This window comes from Rickettsia argasii T170-B (genome assembly GCF_000965185.1).
GTDB classification, from domain to species: domain Bacteria; phylum Pseudomonadota; class Alphaproteobacteria; order Rickettsiales; family Rickettsiaceae; genus Rickettsia; species Rickettsia rickettsii.
The window spans coordinates 39,240-63,540 of the sequence record NZ_LAOQ01000003.1 but is presented as its reverse complement, the minus strand read 5'-3'; the positions used below and the strand labels follow the sequence as shown (position 1 = coordinate 63,540).

Sequence of the window (24,301 nt, the reverse complement as noted above, 5' to 3'; positions counted from 1 at the left end):
ATTAAACGAGTATACTCATTAAATAACGATGATAGGATTTTAATAACACATCATATTTTTGTTTGGAAAAAACAGGAGATGGTACTATATAGATATTATTATAAGAAGAAATCGCTTTTTCAAGCTTATTTAGCATAAAAGGCATATTATAATTATGCTCTACTAAAATTATTGAAGTAAAATTGTAAGTTACAATAAAATCAACCGCTTTCTTAATATTATCTTCTTCAGACATTATTTTATTCGGAGCAAATATTACCTGCTGTTCTATAACATTACGTTCCTTTAACAAATTTTTTAATTGCTCTGTAGATTCTATACCAGTAATAAATAATATAGGTGCATAGCCTGCCTTAAGCCAAGCAATACCGGTTTCAATTTTATGTCCTCCTCCTACAAACACTATTATTGCATTAGTGGTATTACTATTAAGCTTATAAGAATTTATTAAATATAACTAATAACAAAAACCACCGACCCAAAGAGCAAAAATTGTGAGTAAAAATTTTCTGATCATTTAAATATTTTATTAAATTCAGTTTGAATAATTTTATCAAATTCAAACATTTCAACATGAATCCCTAACTGATTTAAAGATGTTACTAAAGAATTTTCAAGTCCACAAGGAATAATCCCACTAAACTTACTTAAATCTGTTGAAATATTTATAGCTACACCATGATATGTAACCCATTTTCTTACTCTAACACCTATTGCAGCAATTTTAGCAAATTCATCTTTCCTTACTTTTACCCAAATTCCTACTTTATCTTTAATAATATATGCTTTAATTCCAAAATAATTTAAGCTATTTATAATCCATTCTTCAAGCATTTTTATATATAGCTTTAAATCTTTGTGTCGATTTGGTGAAGCTAAATTAAGAATTGGATAAATAACACGCTGACCCGGTCCATGAAAAGTAAATTTACCGCCACGTCCTGTGTAAATTACCGGAATATCACCGTAATTTAATAATTCTTCTTGTTTATAATTAGTACCAGCTGTATATACTGCCGAATGTTCAACTAAATAAATAATTTCCGGCTCATGATCACTAATTACTTTGTTAACGTAATCTTCCATTAATTTCAAAGTAACTTGATAATCCGCAAAATCCGGTATAGTTATAAATCTTATCATATTAATTCAGATTTATATTTCAATATTAATGCATCTAAAATTGCTATGGTTTCAGCATCCAAATCGCCAGAAAAATTACTAGGACGAAAATGCATTTGAAACGAAATTATAATATCTTTCATTTTAGAGTCTAAAATTTCGGTAACTTCAAGCTTATAACCGTATGTAATAAATTTTTGCTGAATTGCTGCAATATCGGTTATGTCGACTTGCGGCAATAGATCGTTAAACGCCTGTTCATCATACCAAGCTCCAATATCGTTATCATATAATAGTTTCCAAGGAAATAGCGGACCAGGGTCCTGTTTTCTACCTGGAGCAATATCAGAATGCCCAACTACTCTAGTAGGTTTAATATCATATCTAGCAATAATCTGTTTACACAAACTTATAACACTATTAATTTGCCTTTCCGAATAGGGTAGCCAAACTATATCATTGTTTTTTGCATTTACTTCAAAAGCAGGATTTACGATTTCAATACCGATTGATGTATCATTAATACGCTCATGACCTTGCCAGTAACTTACTCCAGCATGCCATGCTCTATCACGCTCTTCTACTAATTGAAATATATGTTCAGGGTTTTCATTGTTTATTAAATAATGGCTACTTAACTTTTCACCGGTTAGAAAATCTAAAGACTGCTTAAAATCACACTGTGTATAATGTAGCACTAGGAATTTAATACGTTTATCAAATCCCACAGCTCTATAAGATGTTTTATCGATTACTATCATATATAAAAATTTTAAAGGATGTCACTATTGTATGTTTTTTTCTATATAATTCTTGTGAAAGCTTGCTTGCATGGATCGGTAAATCGTCATTGCGAGAAGAATTACACAGTAATTCGACGAAGCAATCTCAGGAAGTTTGTTATTATTTCATAAGATTGCCACGCAGACTACGGCTGCTCACAATGACGATTTGGTATCTATATAAAGATAGTCCCAGTATGACAAGAAAAATTTTGATGGTGCCGGATATCGGATTTGAACTGATGACCTACCGCTTACAAGGCGGTTGCTCTACCACTGAGCTAATCCGGCATATTAATATGATTATAGAGAAGAGATATGTGCTGTCATACCCGTGTCTTGACCACAATATCTAGAAAAATAACTTGTAACAGTCAAATTTACTAAATCCTGCACTCAAATAGCGGGATGACAGGGGCTGAATTGATCCACACAGTCAATGCCTGCTCGCAATGACGAAAATACACTATAAACTAAGCTTCTTTAGCTTCCTTTTTACTTAGTCTAGCTTTGCGGTTTTTTGTTTTCACTTCCATTTCCTTTTTAACTTTCTTAGGAAGAGTAACACCCGCTTGCTCAATAAATTTTGCGACTCGCTCAGTTGGTTTAGCACCGGTGCCAAGCCAATATTCTATACGATCTTTTTTTAAAACAACACGCTCACTATTATCTGAAGCAAGCATTGGATCATAAGTTCCAACTTTTTCTAAAAAGTCACCGTCACGAGGTGCTGTTGCGTTAGCTACCACTACACGGTAAAAAGGACGTTTTTTAGCACCACCTCTAGCTAAACGAATTTTTACTGCCATATATTACTTACAATTATTTTATTTTTTCTTCTTTAAAAAGAACATGTTTTCTAACTACTTTATCATACTTACGAAAAGAAAGCTTCTCGGTTTGGGTCTTCGGATTACGTTTCTTTACCCAAAAAACACCTGTGCCGGCAGTACTTACTAGCCTTACCAAAACATTTTTATTTTTCTTTGCCATTAGCTGACACCTTAAATCAAGATATTATTATTCTAAGAAAAGCAGAATAAAACGAAAATGAAAAATAGTCAAGTAAAAACTAGGCATTGCAAAATAAAGAGAGATACGTCATTGCGAACGAGTTACCGTCCAAATAAGCGTTCGATATCCTTAAGCTTCAACTCAATATAAGTAGGTCTGCCGTGATTACATTGACCTGAAAGCGGCGTATTTTCCATTTGACGCAGTAAGGCATTCATTTCATCTGCCGATAATTTTCGTCCTGTTCTAATAGAGTAATGACAGGCATAAGTTTCCGTTACATGCTCGATTAACTCTGTCAAAGCTATATTCTTGCCAAAATCCGATAAATGATCGGCGAGATCCTGAATTAACTTTTGTACGTTTACATCTCCAAGGATATTTGGAATTTCAGTTACTATAATAGATTTTTCACCGAATTTTTCTAGAGTTAAACCGAGTTTATGTAGTTTTTCTCTATGGTCATATAAACAATCTGCTTTTTTTTCATTTGGCAGTTCTACTATCTCAGGGATAAGCAAACGCTGTTTGATTAACTCTTCCGTTTTAAGGTAATCTTTTATTTTTTCATACCCTAAACGTTCGTGTGCTGCATGCTGGTCGGTAATCACTATACTATCTTCGGTTTGTGAAATAATATAAGTCGTATGAAGTTGTGCTTTAGCTGCTCCAAGTTTATATTGTTTACGGGTTTGCTGTTCATGTTCTATACGGTTTTCTACTTCTTGTTCTATTTTAGCATGTGATAATGTATCGATTAATTTTTGACAAACATGATTTTGAGGAACTGTATTAAGTGTAGAATGAGTAGTAGGTCTATAATCTGCCGATTTACTATTAACATTTATAACTTTACTTACTGGCGATTGTTTGTTAACTAAAGGATTTTTAAATAACTCAAGAGCATCAGAGGCGATAATAGTAGAAGTAACATGGCTTTTATTTGTTAAAGCATTTTTAATTGCTTCTATTAATAAGTTTCGCACATAATTCGGGTCATGAAACCTAACCTCTGCTTTTGCCGGATGTACGTTAACGTCAACAAGTTGCGGATCGATTTGTAAGAATATAGCACATAGCGGATAACGATCACGAGCTAAATAATCTTGATATGCTACCCTTAAAGCTACCTGTAATAATTTATCTTTTACTGGTCTATTATTAATAAATAAAAACTGATCTTCACTTGAAGCTCTATTATATGTCGAGCTACTAGTATAGCCGCAAATAGAGAAATCAGGTGTTTTGAAGTCTATATAAGCGGCGTTTTTTATAAAATCATCACCTATTACATCAATTATACGCTGTTTTAGGTTAGTTTCAGCATCTTTATTTTGTCCCTTTAGTTTTAATAAATTCTTGCCGTCATGTGTTAAACTAAAAGAAATTTCAGGATGTGCTAGAGCGATTTTCTTAACCACATCTACAGTTGCTGCAAGCTCTGTTTTATCGGCTCTAAGAAATTTTAAACGTGCAGGTGTTGCGAAAAATAAATCACGTATCTCTATTTTAGTACCTTCATTATGAACAGAAATAGTAACTTGTTTTTCATTGCCGCCGATTAACTTAATCTGAAATGCTTTGTCGGCATCTCGTTTTTTAGAAGTAATTAGCATTTTGCTAATAGCAGCAATAGACGGCAGTGCTTCACCCCTAAAACCGAAAGTATTAATATTTAGAAAATCACTTTCATCAAGCTTAGAAGTTGTATGACGTTCAACAGCAATTTTTAATTCCTTATCAGTCATACCAATACCGTCATCGGAAATAATGATTAGATTTTTACCGGCACGTTCTAAAATAATATCTATTTTAGTACTACTTGCATCAACAGCATTTTCAACTAATTCCTTTACTACCGATGCGGGCCTTTCTATAACCTCACCGGCAGCAATTCGGTTGATAGTACTTTCTGACAAAAATTTTATAGTCATTTTGTTACTAGTTTAAATTTCTTACTACAATATGGGCAGATAACTTCCTTTTTTTCTTTATCTATCTCTAAATAAACTTTCGGATGGTCATATGGAGGTTCTTTGCCCTGGCAAGATACAGATGCATCAACACTATTAACAATTTCCATAGATTTATACATTATTTCTTTAAGTGTAATCTAATATAAGTTACTTTTAAATAAAAGACAAATATTACTTGATTAAATATGTCATCCCGTGACTTGATCAGCTTTGTTGCATGATTCTAATTTTCTTGTCATTGTGAGGAAATTACATAAGTAATTGACTAAGCAATCTAGTGCTAAAGTTCTGAGATTACCACGCAGCCTATGACTCTGCTCGCAATGACGATTTAGCTGGCTGGTACAAGCCACGGTATGACAGTGCATATTTTATAAGGCGATAAAAATGAAAGACAAAGTAGCAGTTATTACCGGTTCTACTAGCGGTATCGGGCTTGAGATAGCAAAACATTTTGCAAAAACGGTTTTGCAAAAGAAGATGAAGTAGCCACAATTTCAGCAAAATTGAAAGAACTTGGGACAAGGGCTGTATTTTATCAAGGAATAAATTTGGAAAAACCTGATGAAATTCATTCTATGTTTGAGAGGATAATAAAAGAATTCGGTAAAATAGACATATTAGTAAATAATGCAGGTATTCAGCATGTTGCTGCTATCGATGAATTTCCTGAAGATAAATGGGAGCAAATTTTGTGTATAGATTTAATAGCATCTTTCTATACTACATACGCAATACAGATTATGAAAAAAAACGGCTTCGGGCGAATTGTTAATATCGCTTCCGCTTATGCATATGTCGCATCACCTTTCAAGTCGGCATATGTAGCAGTAAAGTACTGTATCCTTGGGCTTACCAAAACCGTTGCTTTAGAAGTGGCTGAGAATAATATTACAGTTAATGCTATCTGTCCCGGTTACGTCAACATACCATTAGTAAGGAATCAAATAGCAGATACTGCTAAAGCTAGACATATCAGTTAAGAATCAGCGTTAAGGGATGTAATCCTTAAATCTCAAGCTACGAAAAAATTTGTAGAAGCTGATGAAATAGCAAACTTAGTAATATTCTTATGTGACAAAAAAAGCATCATTAATAACAGGTAGTGGACTCTTGATAGATGGTGGCTGGACGGCACAGTAGTTTTTAATTCTTAATATTTGTTAGTTATTGAGAAATAACTAACAATAAAAACTTCTTGCAAAAATTTAATTTACTCCTTTACACTTGAAATAAACCACAATTTATTCAAGGAGGAATTTATGCCAGAAAAAAACATCTACATTTTCAAACTGAAGAAACTGAATTAAATAGAGTAAAAATGCCAAATTAATTCATTTTAAAGATAAACTGGGCGGCCCCATAGATGGGCAATTAGTTATAGGAGAAGTTGAAGAAGTAAAAGAAAAAGAATTTTCTAGACCCATAGAAGTTGAGGTAAAGCGTAATTTGGGTAAGTTTAAAAAAGCTCTAGCCTATCTTGGAATTATTAAAAATACGAAAAAAGTAGTAAGCAAAGAAGAGAAAATTATAGGCACCTATGAATTAGGCAATTTTACTAATGATAAGAATTCTATAGAGAACTTTTTGAACAACCTAGATTTCCATGAAGAAAAACTTTACGCATATGATCTTAGTGGTACAAAAGTTGGAGAAGTAGGTGATTTTGGAAAAGTAGTATTAGATGAGAATATTAAGCTTGATGAAACTATTCTTCAAAAAAAATGGTAAATTCTTAGATTTAGAAGGTAAAGCTTTACAAAATCAGTTTATACAAAAAGGTAGCAGAGTTTACCATTTAAGTATTGCTACAGACGTAAAATATTTTGATAAAGATTTGAAGTATTAAGACTTCAAAAGATGTTACGAATCTTAACACAAAGCCCGTAAAAAGTGCTCTTAAAGGTAGCAGAGAAGCTGCAAAAATAGGAAAAAAACTACGAAAACAACAAGAAGAACAGAAATTTGCAGGAATTAAAAAGCCAAAAGGAGCTAAACTTACAAAAGTAGGAATTCCGGTAGTTCCCACTAGAGGATAACTAGGTTATAAGTGCTTGACCATTATAACGTGTATATTATAATAGTTATGACCAAATTAATATGTACGTTATAATAGTCATAATAAATTATGACTATTATTTAGCCTTTTGCATGTCTAATATAGCTTGTATTTGAGCTTGTGTCTCAAAAGTCATTTGGCTCTAATTCTAATGCTTTGTTGTATTATTCAAGAGATAAATCGTATTTGCCTAATTTTTCCAAAGTAAGACCTTTATTAAGATGTGCTTTATAATCATTGATATTTAATTTAAGTGCTGCATCAAAAGCTTTTAATGCTAAATTATATTTTTTAAGAATTCCTAAAACTATTCCTTTATTCACGTAAGCTCTAAAATCATCAGGATTAAACTGTATTGTTTTATTATACATTTTAATAGCTAAATCATATTCTTCTATATTAAAATATATATTTCCTTTATTAAAGTATATTACAGGCTCATTCGGTTCTAGCTCTAATACTGTATCATACGATCTAATAGCTTCTTCATATTCCTGTAACGTATCTAAAGCTAACCCCTTATAGAAGCTTTAGCGTCATTAGGATTAAACTCATTTCCTTTATTTTATGCTTCAAGTGCTAGTTCGTATTTTTCAAGCTTTCTTAATATTTCTGCTTTATTGTTATAAGCATAAGGATGACTTGGATCTACTTCGATTGCCTTATTATAAGCTTCTAAAGCTAAATCGTATTTTCCCAACTGAATTAATACCGCTCCTTTATTAATAAGCCTGAATTTTGTTTTATAGCTTTATCACATTTTGCTAATTCTTTTTCAAAATCATTTGCAACTGATTCAGGTTGTTTATTAAACAAGAACTTATAACCACAAAAACATATTACTATCACCACAAGAATTAAAATGCCGACAATTAAATATTTATACTACATATGTTAATTAATAATATATAAAAAATTAAATATTATAAAAGTTAATTTATAATATTATAAATTACACTTTATAAATGATGTAACTTGTCTATAATAACTAATTAGTAATTAAGTTATTTAAAGCTCGATGAATAGGTCTAAGTTCATTTTTTTATCTGCTATTTCAGGTAATATACTCGAATATTATGATTTTACGGTATATTCAGTTTTTTCGCTGATTATTGGACAAGTTTTTTTTCCAGGCGAATCAGAATTCATTAGAATTCTTCTAAGCCTTGGAGTATTTGCGGTTGGCTTTCTGACAAGACCGATAGGAGGCATATTATTCGGTTATATCGGTGATAGATACGGTAGACGTATCGCTTTAATAATCTCGATGCTAGGTATGACTATTCCGACCTTTATTATGGGTCTCATACCCTCATATGCAAGTATTGGGATTTATGCCCCTATAACTCTAGTTATAATGCGGCTTATTCAAGGTTTATGTATTAGCGGTGAAGGAACGGGAGCGGCTATTTTTATCCTTGAACATCGTCAAAATTTAAGACCGGGTTTTACGGCAGGTTTAGTACATGGTTCAAATATCGCCGGTACCTTAATTGCAACATTTATCGGTATTATAATAGAACGTTATTTCTCTCATATAGATTTTGCTTGGCGTTTTGCTTTTCTGCTTGGCGGATTTATGGGTCTTGCAGGATTTTACTTGCGATTGCGTGTATCGGAAACACCGATTTTTAAAATGCTTGAGAAAAAGAAACAAGTTCTTAAAGCACCTTTTTCCAATGTAATTAGAACTGCTTGGAGATCGATGTTTTTAACTATGTGTATAGGTGCTATCGCTAGCAGCGTTATGTATTTAGTAAAAACATATATAAATGTTTTCTATTATAATGTAATGCTCTTAGTAATACTATTGCTTTATCATATTTAGCGTATAGTTCGTTTATTGCGATGATAGCGATGCCGCTTGCCGGCGGTACTTCCGATATTATCGGAAAATTTAAAATGGCAATGCTTGTTGGTGTTGCTATCTTGATATTGATTTTACCGACCATGTTACTTATGTCGACAGAAGAGATATGGCAACAAATTATAGCTCTTACAATACTTGGTATGCTCGCAGGAAGCATAGCAGGTACAGCTTATATACTCGTTATATCCTTATTTACGGCAGAACAAAGATTTACCGGTGTTGCTTTCAGTTACAATTTTGCAATAGCGATATTCGGCGGAACTTCACCTATTATTTCTCGTTGGCTTGTAGAGCGCACAGGCTTATTTTATGCTCCGGCTTTTTATATTATGATCATTGCTGCCGTATTTTTAGTGATTATGTATATGATGAAGAAAGTAATTAAATCGTTGCTTAATAATTATGAACATAGAAAATAAAGAAATAACAAGTAGTTGGTTTACTAATTTACGTGATTTATTGTGCAAAGAATTTGAAAAAATCGAAGAAGAATATGCACAAACCAAAGGTTTAAAACCGGCTAAGTTTATACGCTCAAGTTGGCAACGTAACGGCGGCGGTGGCGGTGTCATGTCTCTCATGAAAGGAGAAGTATTTGAAAAAGTCGGGGTTAATATATCTACCGTATTTGGTGAATTTTCTCCCGAATTCCGCAGCGAAATTCCAGGAGCAGAGCTAGACGGGAAATTCTTTGCAACAGGCATTTCATTAGTCGCACATCTTAAATCTCCGCTAATTCCCGCTATGCATTTTAATACTCGTTATATAGAAACTTCTAAAAGTTGGTTTGGCGGCGGTAGCGATTTAACACCTTTTTATCCGGAAAAAAACGAAACTGTAAAGTTTCATGCAGCTTTTAAAGAAGCGTGCGATAAGTATGATTCTAGCTATTATCCTAAATTCAAAAAGCAATGTGATGAATATTTTTATCTAAAGCATCGAAAAGAGCCGAGAGGAGTAGGCGGAATATTCTATGATTACTTAAATAATGGTAATTTTGAACAGGATTTTGCCTTTACACAGGACGTAGGTAAGGCTTTGTTGTCGGTATATCCTGAAATCGTTAGAAGTAAGTTATTTTTACCTTGGACAGCTGAGCAGAAAGAATACCAGCTTATAAGGCGAGGTAGATATGTAGAATTTAATTTGCTATATGACCGCGGTACTAAATTCGGCTTAATGACCGATGGAAATGTCGAGGCAATATTAATGTCATTGCCACCTGAAGTAAAGTTTGATTGACTTTTTTAAAATCATAACCGGAATGGCAAAATGCTATTTTGGTGTGTTGAAACTTCTGTAAAAAGTGAGAGTATTTTCCACAAAACCGATGCAATCCTTGGTTTATAGTGAAATACATTGAATTAGATGATATTTATAAGAAATATTTTATTTTTTTAAGGATACAGCGAATGCCAACCCATTTACGATATGAGATATATTATTTAAAAATTAAAAAATGTCACCTAATTCAATGCATTTCACTATAACAAAATTTTTTACTTTGTAAGTTTAGGCGGGAAATAATGTTCTATTGAGATTACTTTTTTACCAGTTTTATTTTCCAAGGCCGTTTTAGCGTTTTTAGCTATACTTCCTCCTATTTTACCTGCAACCTTATTTTCTTCCATTCCTGTTGTATTATTAGTTTCTGTTACCTGACGAGTAGATAATTCAGCAAGAGCAGTAAAAATTAATTCTGCTTCATTCATGTGATCACGTAAATTTTGATTTGTTAAGCCCTTTATATTTTTGTGTTCTTTAAGTTATACCAGCCCATTCTTGATGAATAATATTAGTTAATATAGCAAATTCATTCTCTTTTGTTACTTCATGGTTTTTCCAAGTAATCAGTTAATTTATTTCGTGTTTCCTGCCCCATCATACATTGTTAAATCCATTTCTCTCTACGACCGTGTCGTTTCCAATTATCCCTTGCTCTATCAATTGACTTTTCTGGATCAGAAATTTCTTGAATCCTTTCATAACCGACTTTAGCAAGCCATTGTTTAAACGGTTCTGCCTTTGGAGACAGAATAGATTGTATAATACGAAGTAATGACTCTGTATTTGCACAGTCTGTTATATATTTTTTCCATCTGTGGCAGTTAATTTCAGTCCGTGACAATTTGTCACGACCTCACTTTTTTCTTCGTTTAACCTTTGTTTTAGTTTTCTCCAATAAGCTCCAGGGTCACTACTATCAGTCAATGCTCCTACTACGTCGACTACTAAAAACCACCATTTGTTATTATGCAAAATTCTTCTAATGGTTTTATCTTTAAAGATTACTAACTTATTAAGTTTATCAGCTATTATTCATAGATATTCTAAATAAATTTTACAACTTACATTAGAAATAAAAAATCCTTTAGATAAATAAACTATTTTAAGCAAAACCTATTATAGCTGACTTTTGGCAGTTTTGCTAACTCCCTGACCACCAAGGGTTTATTTCTCTTCGGTGGTTGAAACTTAAGCAATTTAAGTTTAATTAATCGGGAGTAACTACATATCCAATCAAACTAACAAGAACCTACCTGAACTCGTAGCAGAGTTTACTTCAAAAGAAAATTTAGAAATCCTAAAAGTTGAGATAGCAGAGGTGCTAGAAAGACCTTTGAAAAAGAGAGATATCAACGCAATAGAGAAAACGCTTAGCAGAATTAGAAGCAATATTTGGTATTGCTAAAGTATAGATTAGCAGACATTGCTTTATTATGTCATTCCTACTTTCCTTTCACGGAAAAACATTGCCGGCATGGATCTGTTTTAACATCATTATGAGGAAATTACGTAAGTAATTGACGAAGCACAATCTTAGAAGTTTGTTATTATTTCCTACTCGCAATGACGATATATCTTTAACAATCCCTTTTCAAATAAAAAGAGTATACTAGTTAAATGGTTTCACTATAACCATAATTACTGCAACAATCATGCAAATAGCCGGAATCTCATTAACTATGCGATAAAATTTTTCTGAATGGACATTCTTACCATTTGCAAAATCTTTTCGCCATCTTGCAAGTAAACCGTGAAATATCACTAAAACTAATACTGCAAACATTTTAAAGTGAAACCAAGTATCAAGAGCAACAAACCCGTAAATATGAGCATTTATTAAACCAAAAATAAATGTGCTAATCATTGCCGGATTCATAATGAATCTGAGTAATTTTAGCTCCATTACTTGTAAAGTACTATCTAGCTCACTACCTATTTTAGCTTTGATATGATAAACATAGATTCTAGGTAAATAAAGAAGTCCTACCATCCAACATATAGCAGATATCAGATGGACTGACTTAAACCATAGATAGTAACTTGCCATTCTTTTCCTTATTAACTTGTTAATTTACACAAACATTTAGTAAATTCGTTTGGACATATTCTTGTACTAGAGCTACTCATAACTAAATTAGTATCAACCTTATTAATAAATCGTAGCAATATATTTGTCAAACTATTAATAAAAATTTTATTTGTTCCAAGTGTCGGAATTCTGGTATATTGAATTTCATATTTATCTGCGATTAATTTATATTCAATATCAAGCTCTACTAGTGTTTCAACATGCTCGGATACAAAGGATATAGGTACGATAATTATGTCTTTTTTTAACTTTCCTGCTAGCTCTATTTCGTCTTCCGTATTCGGTTTTAACCACTCTATAGGTCCTACTCTACTTTGATAAGTTATCTTATAATCTAGATCTTTTATATTTAATTCTTTAACTATTGCTTGTACTGTTTCTTTTATCTGAAAACTATAAGGATCGCCTGCTTTTATTATTTTTTCGGGTAACCCGTGAGCAGAAAATAATATACGAAAATTTTTACCGTATAGTTTTTCTTTAATTAATGAAACATGGGCTTTTATAAAATCTTTTTCTAGAGGATAACAGCAAATTGTTTTAATTGGAATATCAATATCAAGGTTTTGTAAAAAATTTTTAACCGATGATCCTGTCGTGGTACTTGAAAATTGAGAATATAGAGGCAATAATATTACTTCGCTTGGATTATATTTTTTTATTTGGCCTATTACTTCTTTAGCAAACGGTGCTGAATATCTCATATTTATAAAAATAGCGAAATCTTCTTTTATAAGTTGCTTTAGCTTTTCGGTTAGTGCTAATTTCTGCTCCTCTGTTTCCTGAAGTAAAGAAGATTTACCACCGATTAAAGAATAAATTTTTTGAGATTTTTTCTCTCTAGTAATAGAAATTATTTTAGCGATAATATAACGCAAAGGATTTGGTAGATTAATTATAGCTTTGTCATAGAATAGATTAAATAGAAAAGGCTTCACTGATTTAAGGTCTTTTGGACCGCCTAAATTAAAAAGTACTATTGCTATTCTTTTCTTCATATAACCTAACATATTTTGTCAAAAATTCTACATTTTCCGTAGGTGTTTCAGGCAAAATACCATGTCCTAAATTAAAGATAAAATTCTTTCCTTTCATTGCCTGAAGAATTTTATAAGTTTTTTCTTTAATAATTTCTTTATTAGTTAATAATACAACCGGATCTAAATTACCTTGTACTATTACTTTATCACTCCACTCTTTCATTTTTTCAAGAGGGACCATTTGATCTACGGCTAAAACATCTATCGGTACTTCTTTTATAAATTTTTCGTACAATAATCCTGCTCCTTTAGGAAAAGTAATTATAGGAGTTTTTGGAAAAACTTCTTTTACTTTTAGTACAATCTTTTTTGTCGGCTCTATTACAAATTCAGTAAATTCCTCTTCTGCAAGTACTCCTGACCATGAATCAAAAAGCTTTAAAACATCTGCTCCAGATTTTGCTTGATTTATAAGATGATCAGCTGTTTTTTCCGTAATAAAATTTAATAATTCTTTAGCAAGTATTTTATTTTCATATATGAATTTTTTGCTCGTTTTAAAATCCTGTTTTCCTTTTCCTTCTAGCATGTAACTCATCACTGTCCAAGGACTACCTGCAAATCCTATTAAAGAAATGGGGAATGGTAATTCTTTTTTTACTTTTTTTATTATTTCATAAACCTTTTCTAATTTATCATTCGGATTGATTTGCAGATATTTAAAATCTTCTTGTGATTTGAATTGCTTTAATATAGGCCCTATATTTTCTTTAAAATCCACTTCCCATCCAAGAGCATGAGGTAAAACTAATATATCGGAAAAAATAATAGCTGCATCAAATCCATAACGTTTCATCGGTTGTAAGGTTACTTCCGTTGCTTTATTAACATCATAACAAAAATCTAGAAAGTTTTTTGTTGTTTCTCTTACTTTTTTATATTCCGGCAAATATCTACCTGCTTGACGCATAAACCAAATAGGTATTTTATTACTATTTCCTTTTAACGGATTTATAATTTGCTTCATGTTATTACTAAAAATATTAAAATAATAAATATATTTATTATTTGTTGTTTATGTAAGTAGAATTATGTAGATTAAATGTTTTAAACAGAGTTATCAACAAAATTTTCATTAAAATTTTCTTAAAAATATAGGCATTTTAAATTATTATTCACATAAGTTTGTAATGAATTTATACAAGTGGATAATTAAGTGTAAAATTCATTTATAGCTTAGAAAAGACTATTTTTTCAAAGAAAAATGATATTTATTCACAATTTTATCCACAAACTATTTATTTAAAAGAAAATACACTAGATTTACTTGATTTAATAAGGATTTGAGGAAATTTTTAATAGGTTTTGATAGGAAAAATAATAAGTTATTAAAAAATTTATCCACAATTACATGTGTAAAGTATGACAAAGCTGATTATTCACTTAGTTTCAGACTCTTCCGTGCAAACTGCAAAATATGCAGCAAATTCTGCCCTTACACAATTTACTTCCTTAAAACCAAAATTATATCATTGGCCAATGATTAGAAATTTGGAATTGCTAAATGAAGTATTAAGTAAAATAGAATATAAATATGGGATAGTATTATACACGATTGCCGATCAAGAACTCCGAAAAGCTTTAACGAAATTTTGCTATGAATTAAAAATTCCATGTATTTCTGTAATAGGTAAAATTATTAAAGAAATGTCTGTTTTTTCAGGTATTGAAATAGAAAAAGAACAGAATTACAATTATAAATTTGATAAAACTTATTTTGATACACTTAATGCCATAGATTATGCTATAAGACATGATGACGGACAAATGCTTAATGAATTATCAGAGGCTGATATAATATTAATAGGTCCTTCTAGAACTTCTAAGACACCGACTTCCGTATTTCTAGCGTATAACGGTTTAAAAGCTGCCAATATTCCTTATGTTTATAATTGCCCCTTTCCTGATTTTATAGAAAAAGATATAGGTCAATTGGTAGTAGGACTCGTTATTAATCCAAATAGGTTAATTGAGATAAGAGAAGCTAGATTAAATCTATTACAAATTAACGAAAATAAAAGCTATACGGATTTTAATATAGTACAAAAAGAGTGCCTAGAAGTAGAAAAATTTGTGATCAAAGAAATTGGCCGGTAATTGATGTGTCGACTAGATCAATAGAGGAAACAGCAGCTTTAATAATGCGAATATATTATAATAGAAAAAATAAATATAATAAATAAAAAGATTTTCATTATTTACAAGTAGAAGTCTGTACTTTATAATTTTATTTATAAATATAGATGTTGTCCATATATGGACAATGCTACAAAACATAGAGGAATTTATGGCAAATAACGTAATGGATAGCTCTTTTAAAAAGGAAGTATTAGAATCGGGTTTACCTGTACTGGTTGATTTTTGGGCAGAATGGTGCGGACCGTGTAAAATGTTAACACCGATAATAGATGAAATCAGTAAAGAATTACAAGGCAAGGTAAAAGTACTTAAAATGAATATTGATGAAAATCCTAACACTCCTTCAGAATACGGTATTCGTAGTATTCCAACGATAATGTTATTTAAAAATGGTGAACAAAAAGATACTAAAATAGGTTTGCAACAAAAAAAATCTCTTTTAGATTGGATTAATAAATCTATTTAATATTTATTTTATGTCACTTAGCCATCCAAAAGTATTTATAGAGATAACTAATGGTTATGTTGAAGGTATTGATACTCATAAAAGAGCTCAAGGTTTAAAGCATTTCTTCTTGAAAAAAGGAGTCTCTCTTTCTCCAAATATACCTATATTAAACAATATTAATTTTTCTTGTTATGAGGGAGAAAAAATAGCTTTTATAGGGAGTAACGGTTCGGGAAAAAGTTCATTTCTAAAGCTAATCGCCGGAATATATCCGTTAAAATCCGGTACAGTCAAAGTTCATGGAGATATTGCGGCAATTATAGATATGGGAGTTGGTTTTGAGTCTGAGCAAACTGGTCGTGAAAATATAAAAATGTTAATGCTATATAATAATATGCTGGATAAATATAGCAAAAAAATTGAAAAAGAAATTATAGATTTTTCAGAACTTGGTGGTAAAATTGATTTACCGATAAAAATTTATAGCTCCGGTATGTTATCACGTCTTGCTTTTTCTGTATCGATATTTCAAAATCCGCAGATTCTATTACTTGATGAAGTTTTTGCGGCAGGCGATAGCTATTTTATAGAAAAATCTCTTAGTTTAATGAAGAATAAATTTAAAAATACTCCTATTTCAATGATAGTAAGTCATCAAGAAGAAATTATAAAAGATAATTGCGATAGATGTATTTTATTAAAAGACGGCAATATTATAGGTGATGGTACACCATCGGAAATGTTTAAAATCTATAATCAACAACAAGGAAATTCATAAATGATAAAGTATTTTTTTTCTAAAAAATACTGGCGGGCAATAGTATTACTAGTTAAAGCTTCTATAATTAGGCAAAATAAAGATTCTTTTTTAGGTTCTTTATGGAGTTTAATTCAGCCTTTTATTCACATAATGGTAATTTCATATTTTTTTGGTTTTTTATTAAGACAGCCGAGAGAATTTATGGTAATGAACTTAGTCGGCGGTATTCCTTTGTGGAGTTTTATAGTAAGCAGCTTAACGATTTGTTCAAGTTCTTTAGTTACACGTGATCAAATAATAAAAAAAGTTAGAATTTCTAAGACTTTTTTTCCTGTTGCGGATAGTTTAGGGCAATTATATACTTTAATTTGCTCATTTTCTGCAATGTATTTTGCTTTTATTTTATTATTTCCAGAAAAATTTTCTTGGCAAATAATATTTATGCCGATATTAATTTTGCCCTTAATAATATGCGTGATTAGCGGTTCTATCGCAGTAGCATTTTTAACGCCGTATATTCGAGATATTCCGCAAATGTTGAGTGTTATTCTTGGAGTTATTTATTGGAGTATACCAATAGTTTATCCATATTCGCTAATTCCGGAGTCTAAAAAGATATATTTTGAATTTAATCCGTTCTTTTTAGTTATAAGACCCGTACAAGCGTTGGTGATTGACGGAACATTACCGGATATGATGCTGATAGTTAAGTCTATTATAGTTGCATTTATTACTGTTTGTATTAGTTATTTAATTTATAGACAATTTTCTAAAAGAGTTATTTATTATTTATGAAACTTGGTTTTAATCTAGATTTTAATGAATTAGATTTAACCGGACTTAAAAAATTAGATCAAATATTTTTAGATTATCTCTTTAAAGCCGATAGATCTTTGCATAAAGATATAATGTTATTTAGATCGACTCCTCTCTCCATTACTCCAAAAGATTATTCCGAATTTTTGCTAAAAATTTCCCCTCATTTAGACGATTTTTTAGCAGAGTTATTTTGTATTTCAAAAGAAATAACGATATCAAGGTTAAAACATAAAGATTTTGATATTATTTATGAATGTAAAAGAAAATTTGTTCAACGTGTTGCCGTAAAAAAATATCCACCGGAAAAAATAAAAGATATTGATTTTGAAGATGTGTATTTAAAGCTAACTGATTTAATAGGTGCGAATTTTACTTCTAGAGAATTTGCCAAACAAATAGTTATATGGCAACAGGCAGAAGAAAGTTTTGCAGAAGAATTAGACATAGCAGCTAGGTATGCTGCGTATAGGGTTTATTTGTGTGAGGGTATCAAGCCACAGGATAACATCCTATTCAACCTCCCACAAAAACTAGATAAAGAAAATCTAATAGACGATAAAAAAATATTAAAATATCAAAAAAATGAGAGAGTAGATTTTGACTATACAGATTCTTTTTTAAATCTAGATGAAGCTTTAAACCATTCTCATTATTGTATTTATTGCCATAAGCAAGATAAGGATAGCTGTTCTAAGGGATTGCAACCTCAGAATCGTCATTGCGAGGAGCGAAGCGACGTGGCAATCTCAGGAGATTTGACGAGATTGCCACGCTCCTTGCAGTCGCTCGCAATGACGGATTTAAAACAAGGCTGCCCGTTAAAACAAAAAATTTCTGAAATGAACTATGTTAAGGCACAAGGTTTTAACCTAGGTGCTCTTGCTATTATCGTTATTGATAATCCGATGGTTGCAGCAACAGGTCATAGGATTTGTAATGATTGCTCAAAAGCTTGTATTTACCAAAAGCAAGATCCGGTAAATATCCCATTAATAGAATCAAATATTTTAGAAGAAACGCTTAAATTACCTTACGGCTTAGAGATATATTTACTGCTTACTCGTTGGAATCCGCTTAATATTTATGCACCGCTTCCGAAAGAACCTACTAATTATAATATTTTAGTTACTGGTCTTGGTCCTGCAGGTTTTAGTCTTAGCTATTATTTATTACGGTCAGGTCATAATGTTGTGGCTATTGACGGTTTAAGAATTACTCTACTGCCTTTTGACGTTCATAAGCCTATAAAATTTTGGCATGAATATAAAAATTTGTTATCGGAAAGAATGCCAAGAGGATTTGGAGGGGTAGCGGAATATGGGATTACCGTTCGGTGGGATAAAAACAATCTCGATATATTGCGGCTAATATTAGAGAGAAATAATAATTTCAAATATTATGACGGAGTAGCTTTAGATTTTAATATAACGAAAGAACAAGCTTTCGATTTGGGTTTTGACTATATAGCTTTTTGCATTGGAGCAGGTCAGCCGAAAGTTTTGGATATAGAAAATTTTGAAGCTAAGGGCGTAAAAATGGCTTCTGATTTCTTAATGACTTTGCAAAACGGAGGGGCATTTTTGAAAAATTCTAGTACTAATATGGTAATTAGGATGCCGATTGCGGTAATAGGTGGCGGTCTTACTTCCTTAGACGCAGCAACGGAAAGTTTATATTACTATAAAAAACAAGTAGAGGAATTTGCCGAAGATTATATAGAAAAAGATTTAACGGAGGAAGATAAAGAAATAGCTGAAGAATTTATTGCTCATGCAAAATTGTTTAAAGAAGCTAAGAATAATGAAGAATTAAGAAAGGTTTTTAATAAGCTTGGGGGTGTTACTGTCTACTATCGTGGAAGATTGCAAGATTCGCCGGCATATAAATTAAATCACGAAGAGCTAATATATGCATTAGCACTCGGTGTTGATTTTAAGGAAAATATGCAACCTTTAAGGATTAATGTTGATAAATACGGTCATGTGGAATCTGTGGAGTTTGAGAATCGAAACCGTCATTGTGAGCAGTCAAAGACTGTGTGGCAATCTCAGGAGTTTGGTTTAACAAGATTGCCGCGTCAATGCTACGCATTTCCTCGCAATGACATTAAAACCAAAACCGTGATTATGGCAATCGGTATAGAAAATAACACTCAATTCGATGAGGATAAATATAGTTATTTCGGTGATTGTAATCCTAAATATTCGAGTAGTATAGTGAAGGCTCTTGCTAGTACCAAAGAAGGGTACGACGCTATTAACAAAAAGCTTATAAATAATAATCCTAGCTTTAAAGGTAGCTATAAAGATTTTTGTACGCAGCTTGATTATTTGCTGACTTCTAGGGTTAATAAAATAAATATTTTAGATGATAAAACTTTTGAGTTGATAATTCATTCGCCGCTTGCTGCTAAAAATTTTAAGTTCGGACAGTTTTTTCGCTTACAAAATTATTCTGAAGATGCTGCTAAGTTAATAGAGCCTGTAGCCTTAAGCCCTATCGATATTGATGTAGAAAAAGGCTTAATTAGTTTTATAGTTTTTGAAGTCGGTAAATCTACTAGCTTATGTAAAACATTATCCGAAAATGAGAAAGTAGTTTTAATGGGACCGACAGGTTCGCCGCTAGAAATACCTCAAAATAAAAAAATAGTTATTGTTGATTTCAAAGCCGGTAATATAGGCTTATTAAAAGTTCTAAAAGAAAATAATAATGAAGTTATATTTGTTACCTATCCTGATATAAAAATCCGTAAATTAGTTTCAGTGGATATAGTAATAATTAATGCTTCTCCTGAAATAATAGAAGAATTGCAAAGTCTAAAAAATGAAATATTCAGTGAAAATACAAAAATAATAGTTAGCGTTAATTCATCGATGCAATGTATGATGAAAGGAATTTGCGGACAATGTATTCAAAAAGTTAAGGGAGAGCAGAAATATATTTTTGCATGTAGCCAGCAAAATCAAAATGCAGAAATAGTTGATTTTAAGAGCTTAAAAACTCGTTTACGCCAAAACTCTTTGCAAGAAAAAATGAGAAAATTAGTGGCTAATTCATCCATAATGCTTCAATTAACTCTTCTAGTTGTTCAGGTGATAATTCACCAATTTTTTTTGAATTTTATCACTTCTTATAGCACTAATTTTATCAACCATAATATGAGATTCTAAATTAAGACCATTTAGCTCTGTAGGAGTCAACAACAGGCGAAAAGTTGGGGCATCTATTAAATCCGTGTTAGAGGGCAAACTGTTATACATGGATGATTTTTATATAAATTAGATTGAACAACAAAAACGGGGCGAGGTTTACCATAATCTCCGATATTACACCAAGCAACAACATATCTTTTTTTAATTTCTATTATTTCCATTCATCTAACCAACTTTCTTCATTGTGTTTTAACCATAAGTCGGCATCAGGATTGTTTTCTTTACTAGCTAATAAGGATTGACGTTTAGCTTCTTTGGCTAGGTCTGAATTTTCTAGTTGTTTAAGATATATACGTATTGCTTCACTAATTATCCAGCTTTTTTCACGGTGTAAATCATAAGTTGCTTTTTCAAGTTATTTATTTCTAAGCGTATACTAGTCGTAATACTTTTTGTCATTTTTATCCTCCTTATAATATTTAATTGTAACACAAAGTGTTACATATCGCTAGTTAAATAAATTTACTTCTCAAAACGACAAAATGCTCTACTACTATCTTGATTAAGAAAATCGATAATTTGTATTACTATAGAATTATTGTTATATTTCTCAGCAATTTGTTTTATACGCTCAGCAAAATTACCTTCACCTGAGAAGATTTCTTCGATAGCTTTTAAAGCGCTTAAAGACTTTACTTTATCAAACCCTTTTCTATTCATACCGATTAGATTTAAGCCCTCAAGCACCGCACGTTTGCTACTTACAAGCCCAAACGGTATTACATCTGCTCCGACCGGCGATAGCCCGCCGATCATCGAATATTCACCGATTCTAGCATATTGATGTACGGCAGATAGTCCGCCGATTATTGCATAATCACCTACCCCAATATGACCTGCTAGGCTTACATAATTAGCAAATACTACATTATTGCCGATTTTACAATCATGACCTATATGGACACCGACCATAAATAAATTATTATTTCCTACTCTTGTCATCATTCCACCACCTTGGCTTCCTGCTTGTACCGTAACATATTCTCTAATAGTATTATTAGAGCCAATTATCGTGCTTGATCGCTCATTAGCATATTTTAAGATTTGTGGAGGTTGACCTATTGATGCAAAAGGATAGATTACGGTATTTTCGCCGATTTCGGTAATCCCTTCAATTACTACATGGGATTTTAGCTCGACATTGTCATGAAGCACAACTTCAGGACCTATAATACAATACGATCCAATTTTTACATTTTTACCAAGCTTTGCACCTTCTGCAATTACAGCTGTAGTATGAATATTAGAATTTGACACTATGTCCCTATGCTTTATCTTTAATCATTGCGGTAAACTTACTTTCTGCAGCTATTTCACCTTCGACCGTAACCGTACTTGAAAATTTCCATACGTTAGCTCTTTGCTGATCAATAACAGCGTGGATATGCATAGTATCCCCCGGCTGAACAATTCTACGAAATTTTGCATTTTCGATAGCCATTAAAAACACTTCTTTATTCTTAGTAGAACCTAAAGATTTAGCAACTAATATAGCAGCTAATTGTGCCATAGCCTCAACCATTAGAACACCAGGCATAACAGGCCTTGCCGGAAAATGTCCTGTAAATTGCGGTTCGTTAACGGTAACGTTTTTAATACCTGTTATTGATTTGTTAGGATCAATTTTAAGTACTCTATCTAATAATAAAAATGGATAGCGATGAGGTATCCAATCCATGATTTCAGTAATATCTATGATCATTTATTTAGATCTCTTCTTTAATGTAAATTTTCCGTCATTGCGAGGAAATTATGAAATAATTGACGAAGCAATCTAGTAAAAAGTACTAAAATCAGCACTTTTTGCTAATTTTTTTGGATTGCCACGTAGCCTAGCTCACAATGACGACTCAGGTATTCATGCAACAACAAAGCTCTTTTCAATAGCAAGCTACTTTTTTAATTTGCTATTAGAGGTCTTTAGTAATTGTTTCATAATAATAGATTGTCTATGCCAATCCATAATAGGAATTGCAGGGCTGCCGCCGACAATTTTACCTGCTTCTATATTTTGTGCTACACCGCTTTGTGCCACTACCTGTGCCCCGTCGCCTATATTTAGATGTCCAGCGATTCCTACTTGCCCTCCAAGAGCACAATATTTACCGATCGTGCTACTTCCTGCTATACCTGTCTGTGCTACGATAATAGAGCCTTTACCTATTTTGACGCCATGCCCTATTTGTACTAAATTATCTATGCGGCATAAATCTTTTATAATTGTATCTTGAAGTGATCCTCTATCAATAGTAGTGTTTGCACCAATTTCAACATTATTGCCGATTTTAACTATTCCTATATGAAATATTTTGTGATGTACGCCTTTTTCGGTAGAAAATCCAAACCCGTCCTGTCCAATTTTTGCACCTGCAAGTATTACGACGTCGTCACCTATAATTGCATAATTTATTGAAACATGTTGTTCTATTCTAGCGTTTCTGCCGATATTTACGCCTCTACCTATAAAACTTCCAGCTTCTATAATACTATTATCACCTATAATAACATCGTCTTCAATAACTACATTGTGACCTATATAACAATTTTTTCCGATAGTCGCCGAATCTGCAACAATAGCGGATTTCATTATTTTAGCAGGGTATGATTTAATAGGAGCATAAAAAAAATCTATTAATTTGCCGTAAGCAAAATATGAGTTCTGGGCGTGTAATAAAACAGTATTTGGATTTGCTTCTCCCGTAAAATTTTTCGGCACTATACAAGCAGCAGCTTTGGTAGTTTTTAAAAATTCGGAGTATTTAGGATTGCTTAAAAAGCTAATATCATTTGGTGATGCTTCATGCAGAATTTTAATATCATGAATAGCTATATCCTCATGAATCTTAGGAGGTGCTATAATATCGTGTAAAAAATCTATAATTGCTGTTAGTTTTCGTGGCCCTAGATTTTTATAAAAATTACTACTTACCATATAACTTTAAGCAAATTAATCATTAGCGACAGTATATAAGTGATAGTTTTATTATGCAACAAAATTTACAGGTGGCATAAAAGGTATTGCTAAGTAAAGAATTATATCGTCATTGCGAGCAGCCGTAGTCTGCGTGGCAGTCTCATGAAATAATAACAAACTCCTGAGATTGCTTCGTCAATTGCTATGCAAATTCCTCGCAATGATGGAAAAACCGATCCACGCAACAACGTCTATTTGATTGTAAGATCTAGATAAAAAGTCACAAATATTAATTTTTATTAATATAAACCTAATATTTATCTTAATATCTAGAAAAATATTTAGTTAATATTAATTTACGTTTTATTAAGAAGAATTAAATTAATATATTGTGGCTATTTTAGTACAAATCTTATCAATTTTTACAAAAATATTAATAATCTAATTTCTTTTAATAAAGCCTAAATTATATTAACTAAATCAAGGTATTGAAAATGTTAGAAATAAACAACTTAGCCTTTGCAGGTGGTGGAGTAAAAGTCATCGTGTATGCAGGGGCTCTAAAGGCATTAAAAGACAAAGATTGTTTAAAAAAATATCCAGAAAGTAGTTGGAGCTTCCGGTGGTGCAATAGCTGCTTTCTCCATAGCACTAGGATATCAACTGGAAGAAATTGAGGATATACTTAAGAAAATTGATTTTAATAAATTTTCAGATCATACTAGTAAATGGAAGTGTATAACCTTGTATTCTACGGAGGGTTAAAT

General features: G+C 31.7%; 21 protein-coding genes, 1 tRNA gene and 8 pseudogenes. 10 read left to right on the top strand and 20 right to left on the bottom strand.

Annotated elements, in window-relative coordinates; genetic code table 11:
* Position 1: 1 nt before the first annotated feature.
* The 8 genes and pseudogenes from RAT170B_RS04135 to RAT170B_RS08730 form a co-directional block, all read right to left on the bottom strand.
* Positions 2-517 (bottom strand): annotated as a pseudogene (locus RAT170B_RS04135) (YdcF family protein).
* Positions 514-1,143, bottom strand: a complete 630-nt coding sequence (gene lipB / locus RAT170B_RS04130) for a lipoyl(octanoyl) transferase LipB (RefSeq protein WP_014014931.1) — start codon at positions 1,141-1,143, stop codon at positions 514-516. The pseudogene RAT170B_RS04135 and the gene lipB overlap by 4 nt, the downstream one beginning before the upstream one ends.
* A complete protein-coding gene (locus RAT170B_RS04125; protein WP_014014932.1) occupies positions 1,140-1,883 on the bottom strand; it encodes an N-acetylmuramoyl-L-alanine amidase in 744 nt (247 codons plus the stop codon). The genes lipB and RAT170B_RS04125 overlap by 4 nt, the downstream gene beginning before the upstream one ends.
* 237 nt (positions 1,884-2,120) lie before the next feature.
* Positions 2,121-2,195, bottom strand: a tRNA-Thr gene (locus RAT170B_RS04120).
* Positions 2,196-2,377: 182 nt separating this feature from the next.
* The gene (gene rpsP / locus RAT170B_RS04115; RefSeq protein ID WP_014014933.1) at positions 2,378-2,713 is read right to left on the bottom strand and encodes a 30S ribosomal protein S16; all 336 of its coding nucleotides are present in this window, start codon (positions 2,711-2,713) and stop codon (positions 2,378-2,380) included.
* A gap of 13 nt (positions 2,714-2,726) precedes the next feature.
* Positions 2,727-2,897, bottom strand: a complete 171-nt coding sequence (gene rpmG, locus RAT170B_RS04110; protein WP_004997072.1) for a 50S ribosomal protein L33 — start codon at positions 2,895-2,897, stop codon at positions 2,727-2,729.
* Between the two features lie 122 nt (positions 2,898-3,019).
* Positions 3,020-4,852: a DNA mismatch repair endonuclease MutL gene (mutL, locus tag RAT170B_RS04105; RefSeq protein ID WP_045805677.1), complete on the bottom strand. Its 1,833-nt coding sequence runs from the start codon at positions 4,850-4,852 to the stop codon at positions 3,020-3,022.
* On the bottom strand, positions 4,849-5,013 hold the full coding sequence (locus RAT170B_RS08730; RefSeq protein WP_008579257.1) for a zinc-finger domain-containing protein: 165 nt from the start codon (positions 5,011-5,013) through the stop codon (positions 4,849-4,851). Before RAT170B_RS08730 ends, mutL begins: the two co-directional genes overlap by 4 nt.
* A gap of 387 nt (positions 5,014-5,400) precedes the next feature.
* On the opposite strand from RAT170B_RS08730, the gene RAT170B_RS10800 reads away from it, so the two are divergent.
* The gene (locus RAT170B_RS10800; protein WP_045805676.1) at positions 5,401-5,877 is read left to right on the top strand and encodes an SDR family NAD(P)-dependent oxidoreductase; all 477 of its coding nucleotides are present in this window, start codon (positions 5,401-5,403) and stop codon (positions 5,875-5,877) included.
* A gap of 466 nt (positions 5,878-6,343) precedes the next feature.
* Positions 6,344-6,625, top strand: coding sequence for a hypothetical protein (locus RAT170B_RS11490; RefSeq protein ID WP_225981278.1), 282 nt, complete (start codon positions 6,344-6,346; stop codon positions 6,623-6,625).
* Between the two features lie 492 nt (positions 6,626-7,117).
* On the opposite strand, the pseudogene RAT170B_RS12395 reads toward RAT170B_RS11490, so the two are convergent.
* A pseudogene (locus RAT170B_RS12395) lies at positions 7,118-7,189 on the bottom strand (hypothetical protein); the annotation flags it as partial.
* A gap of 33 nt (positions 7,190-7,222) precedes the next feature.
* Positions 7,223-7,769: pseudogene (locus RAT170B_RS12390) on the bottom strand (tetratricopeptide repeat protein); the annotation flags it as partial.
* A 202-nt stretch (positions 7,770-7,971) separates the two neighbouring features.
* Between RAT170B_RS12390 and RAT170B_RS04080 the strand changes: the two are divergent.
* Together RAT170B_RS04080 and hemF are read left to right on the top strand one after the other, a co-directional pair.
* A pseudogene (locus tag RAT170B_RS04080) lies at positions 7,972-9,242 on the top strand (MFS transporter).
* Complete coding sequence (gene hemF / locus RAT170B_RS04075) at positions 9,226-10,065, top strand: oxygen-dependent coproporphyrinogen oxidase (RefSeq protein WP_045805675.1); 840 nt, start codon at positions 9,226-9,228, stop codon at positions 10,063-10,065. Before RAT170B_RS04080 ends, hemF begins: the two are co-directional and overlap by 17 nt.
* 257 nt (positions 10,066-10,322) lie before the next feature.
* On the opposite strand, the gene RAT170B_RS08725 is transcribed toward hemF, so the two are convergent.
* From RAT170B_RS08725 to hemE, 5 genes are all read right to left on the bottom strand, one after another.
* Positions 10,323-10,535, bottom strand: coding sequence for a hypothetical protein (locus tag RAT170B_RS08725; protein ID WP_082068661.1), 213 nt, complete (start codon positions 10,533-10,535; stop codon positions 10,323-10,325).
* Positions 10,536-10,905: 370 nt separating this feature from the next.
* A complete protein-coding gene (locus RAT170B_RS11480) occupies positions 10,906-11,082 on the bottom strand; it encodes a hypothetical protein (protein ID WP_261368699.1) in 177 nt (58 codons plus the stop codon).
* Between the two features lie 637 nt (positions 11,083-11,719).
* The gene (gene hemJ / locus RAT170B_RS04065) at positions 11,720-12,157 is read right to left on the bottom strand and encodes a protoporphyrinogen oxidase HemJ (RefSeq protein ID WP_045805674.1); all 438 of its coding nucleotides are present in this window, start codon (positions 12,155-12,157) and stop codon (positions 11,720-11,722) included.
* An 11-nt stretch (positions 12,158-12,168) separates the two neighbouring features.
* The gene (gene hemH, locus RAT170B_RS04060) at positions 12,169-13,209 is read right to left on the bottom strand and encodes a ferrochelatase (protein WP_014014941.1); all 1,041 of its coding nucleotides are present in this window, start codon (positions 13,207-13,209) and stop codon (positions 12,169-12,171) included.
* The gene (hemE, locus tag RAT170B_RS04055) at positions 13,166-14,206 is read right to left on the bottom strand and encodes a uroporphyrinogen decarboxylase (protein ID WP_045805673.1); all 1,041 of its coding nucleotides are present in this window, start codon (positions 14,204-14,206) and stop codon (positions 13,166-13,168) included. The genes hemH and hemE overlap by 44 nt, the downstream gene beginning before the upstream one ends.
* Before the next feature lie 395 nt (positions 14,207-14,601).
* On the opposite strand from hemE, the pseudogene RAT170B_RS04050 reads away from it, so the two are divergent.
* The 5 genes and pseudogenes from RAT170B_RS04050 to RAT170B_RS04030 all read left to right on the top strand — a co-directional run.
* A pseudogene (locus RAT170B_RS04050) lies at positions 14,602-15,422 on the top strand (pyruvate, water dikinase regulatory protein).
* A 104-nt stretch (positions 15,423-15,526) separates the two neighbouring features.
* Positions 15,527-15,844, top strand: coding sequence for a thioredoxin (trxA, locus tag RAT170B_RS04045; RefSeq protein WP_014013720.1), 318 nt, complete (start codon positions 15,527-15,529; stop codon positions 15,842-15,844).
* Between the two features lie 10 nt (positions 15,845-15,854).
* Positions 15,855-16,604 carry an ABC transporter ATP-binding protein gene (locus tag RAT170B_RS04040; RefSeq protein WP_045805672.1) on the top strand — a complete coding sequence of 250 codons (750 nt, stop codon included), beginning with the start codon at positions 15,855-15,857 and terminating at the stop codon, positions 16,602-16,604.
* Positions 16,605-17,381: an ABC transporter permease gene (locus RAT170B_RS04035; protein ID WP_014013722.1), complete on the top strand. Its 777-nt coding sequence runs from the start codon at positions 16,605-16,607 to the stop codon at positions 17,379-17,381.
* Positions 17,378-20,473, top strand: a pseudogene (locus tag RAT170B_RS04030) (FAD-dependent oxidoreductase); the annotation flags it as partial. The gene RAT170B_RS04035 and the pseudogene RAT170B_RS04030, both read left to right, overlap by 4 nt.
* 15 nt (positions 20,474-20,488) lie before the next feature.
* Here RAT170B_RS04030 and RAT170B_RS08710 read toward each other — a convergent pair.
* From RAT170B_RS08710 to lpxD, 5 genes and pseudogenes are all read right to left on the bottom strand, one after another.
* Positions 20,489-20,747, bottom strand: a pseudogene (locus tag RAT170B_RS08710) (type II toxin-antitoxin system PemK/MazF family toxin).
* Between the two features lie 24 nt (positions 20,748-20,771).
* A pseudogene (locus RAT170B_RS12140) lies at positions 20,772-21,019 on the bottom strand (hypothetical protein).
* Positions 21,020-21,082: 63 nt separating this feature from the next.
* A complete protein-coding gene (gene lpxA / locus RAT170B_RS04025; RefSeq protein ID WP_045805671.1) occupies positions 21,083-21,877 on the bottom strand; it encodes an acyl-ACP--UDP-N-acetylglucosamine O-acyltransferase in 795 nt (264 codons plus the stop codon).
* Between the two features lie 7 nt (positions 21,878-21,884).
* A complete protein-coding gene (fabZ, locus tag RAT170B_RS04020) occupies positions 21,885-22,322 on the bottom strand; it encodes a 3-hydroxyacyl-ACP dehydratase FabZ (RefSeq protein ID WP_014013726.1) in 438 nt (145 codons plus the stop codon).
* 189 nt (positions 22,323-22,511) lie between these two features.
* On the bottom strand, positions 22,512-23,552 hold the full coding sequence (gene lpxD / locus RAT170B_RS04015) for a UDP-3-O-(3-hydroxymyristoyl)glucosamine N-acyltransferase (RefSeq protein ID WP_014013727.1): 1,041 nt from the start codon (positions 23,550-23,552) through the stop codon (positions 22,512-22,514).
* Between the two features lie 579 nt (positions 23,553-24,131).
* Between lpxD and RAT170B_RS12385 the strand changes: the two genes are divergently transcribed.
* Positions 24,132-24,299, top strand: coding sequence for a patatin-like phospholipase family protein (locus tag RAT170B_RS12385; protein ID WP_409994154.1), 168 nt, complete (start codon positions 24,132-24,134; stop codon positions 24,297-24,299).
* Positions 24,300-24,301: the final 2 nt, after the last annotated feature.

Coding starts and splice junctions, on each gene's coding strand:
- lipB (WP_014014931.1), bottom strand. CDS start 1,143: ATGATAAGATTTATAACTATACCGGATTTTGCGGATTATCAAGTTACT.
- RAT170B_RS04125 (WP_014014932.1), bottom strand. CDS start 1,883: ATGATAGTAATCGATAAAACATCTTATAGAGCTGTGGGATTTGATAAA.
- rpsP (WP_014014933.1), bottom strand. CDS start 2,713: ATGGCAGTAAAAATTCGTTTAGCTAGAGGTGGTGCTAAAAAACGTCCT.
- rpmG (WP_004997072.1), bottom strand. CDS start 2,897: ATGGCAAAGAAAAATAAAAATGTTTTGGTAAGGCTAGTAAGTACTGCC.
- mutL (WP_045805677.1), bottom strand. CDS start 4,852: ATGACTATAAAATTTTTGTCAGAAAGTACTATCAACCGAATTGCTGCC.
- RAT170B_RS08730 (WP_008579257.1), bottom strand. CDS start 5,013: ATGTATAAATCTATGGAAATTGTTAATAGTGTTGATGCATCTGTATCT.
- hemF (WP_045805675.1), top strand. CDS start 9,226: ATGAACATAGAAAATAAAGAAATAACAAGTAGTTGGTTTACTAATTTA.
- RAT170B_RS08725 (WP_082068661.1), bottom strand. CDS start 10,535: ATGAATGAAGCAGAATTAATTTTTACTGCTCTTGCTGAATTATCTACT.
- hemJ (WP_045805674.1), bottom strand. CDS start 12,157: ATGGCAAGTTACTATCTATGGTTTAAGTCAGTCCATCTGATATCTGCT.
- hemH (WP_014014941.1), bottom strand. CDS start 13,209: ATGTTAGGTTATATGAAGAAAAGAATAGCAATAGTACTTTTTAATTTA.
- hemE (WP_045805673.1), bottom strand. CDS start 14,206: ATGAAGCAAATTATAAATCCGTTAAAAGGAAATAGTAATAAAATACCT.
- trxA (WP_014013720.1), top strand. CDS start 15,527: ATGGCAAATAACGTAATGGATAGCTCTTTTAAAAAGGAAGTATTAGAA.
- RAT170B_RS04040 (WP_045805672.1), top strand. CDS start 15,855: ATGTCACTTAGCCATCCAAAAGTATTTATAGAGATAACTAATGGTTAT.
- RAT170B_RS04035 (WP_014013722.1), top strand. CDS start 16,605: ATGATAAAGTATTTTTTTTCTAAAAAATACTGGCGGGCAATAGTATTA.
- fabZ (WP_014013726.1), bottom strand. CDS start 22,322: ATGATCATAGATATTACTGAAATCATGGATTGGATACCTCATCGCTAT.
- lpxD (WP_014013727.1), bottom strand. CDS start 23,552: ATGGTAAGTAGTAATTTTTATAAAAATCTAGGGCCACGAAAACTAACA.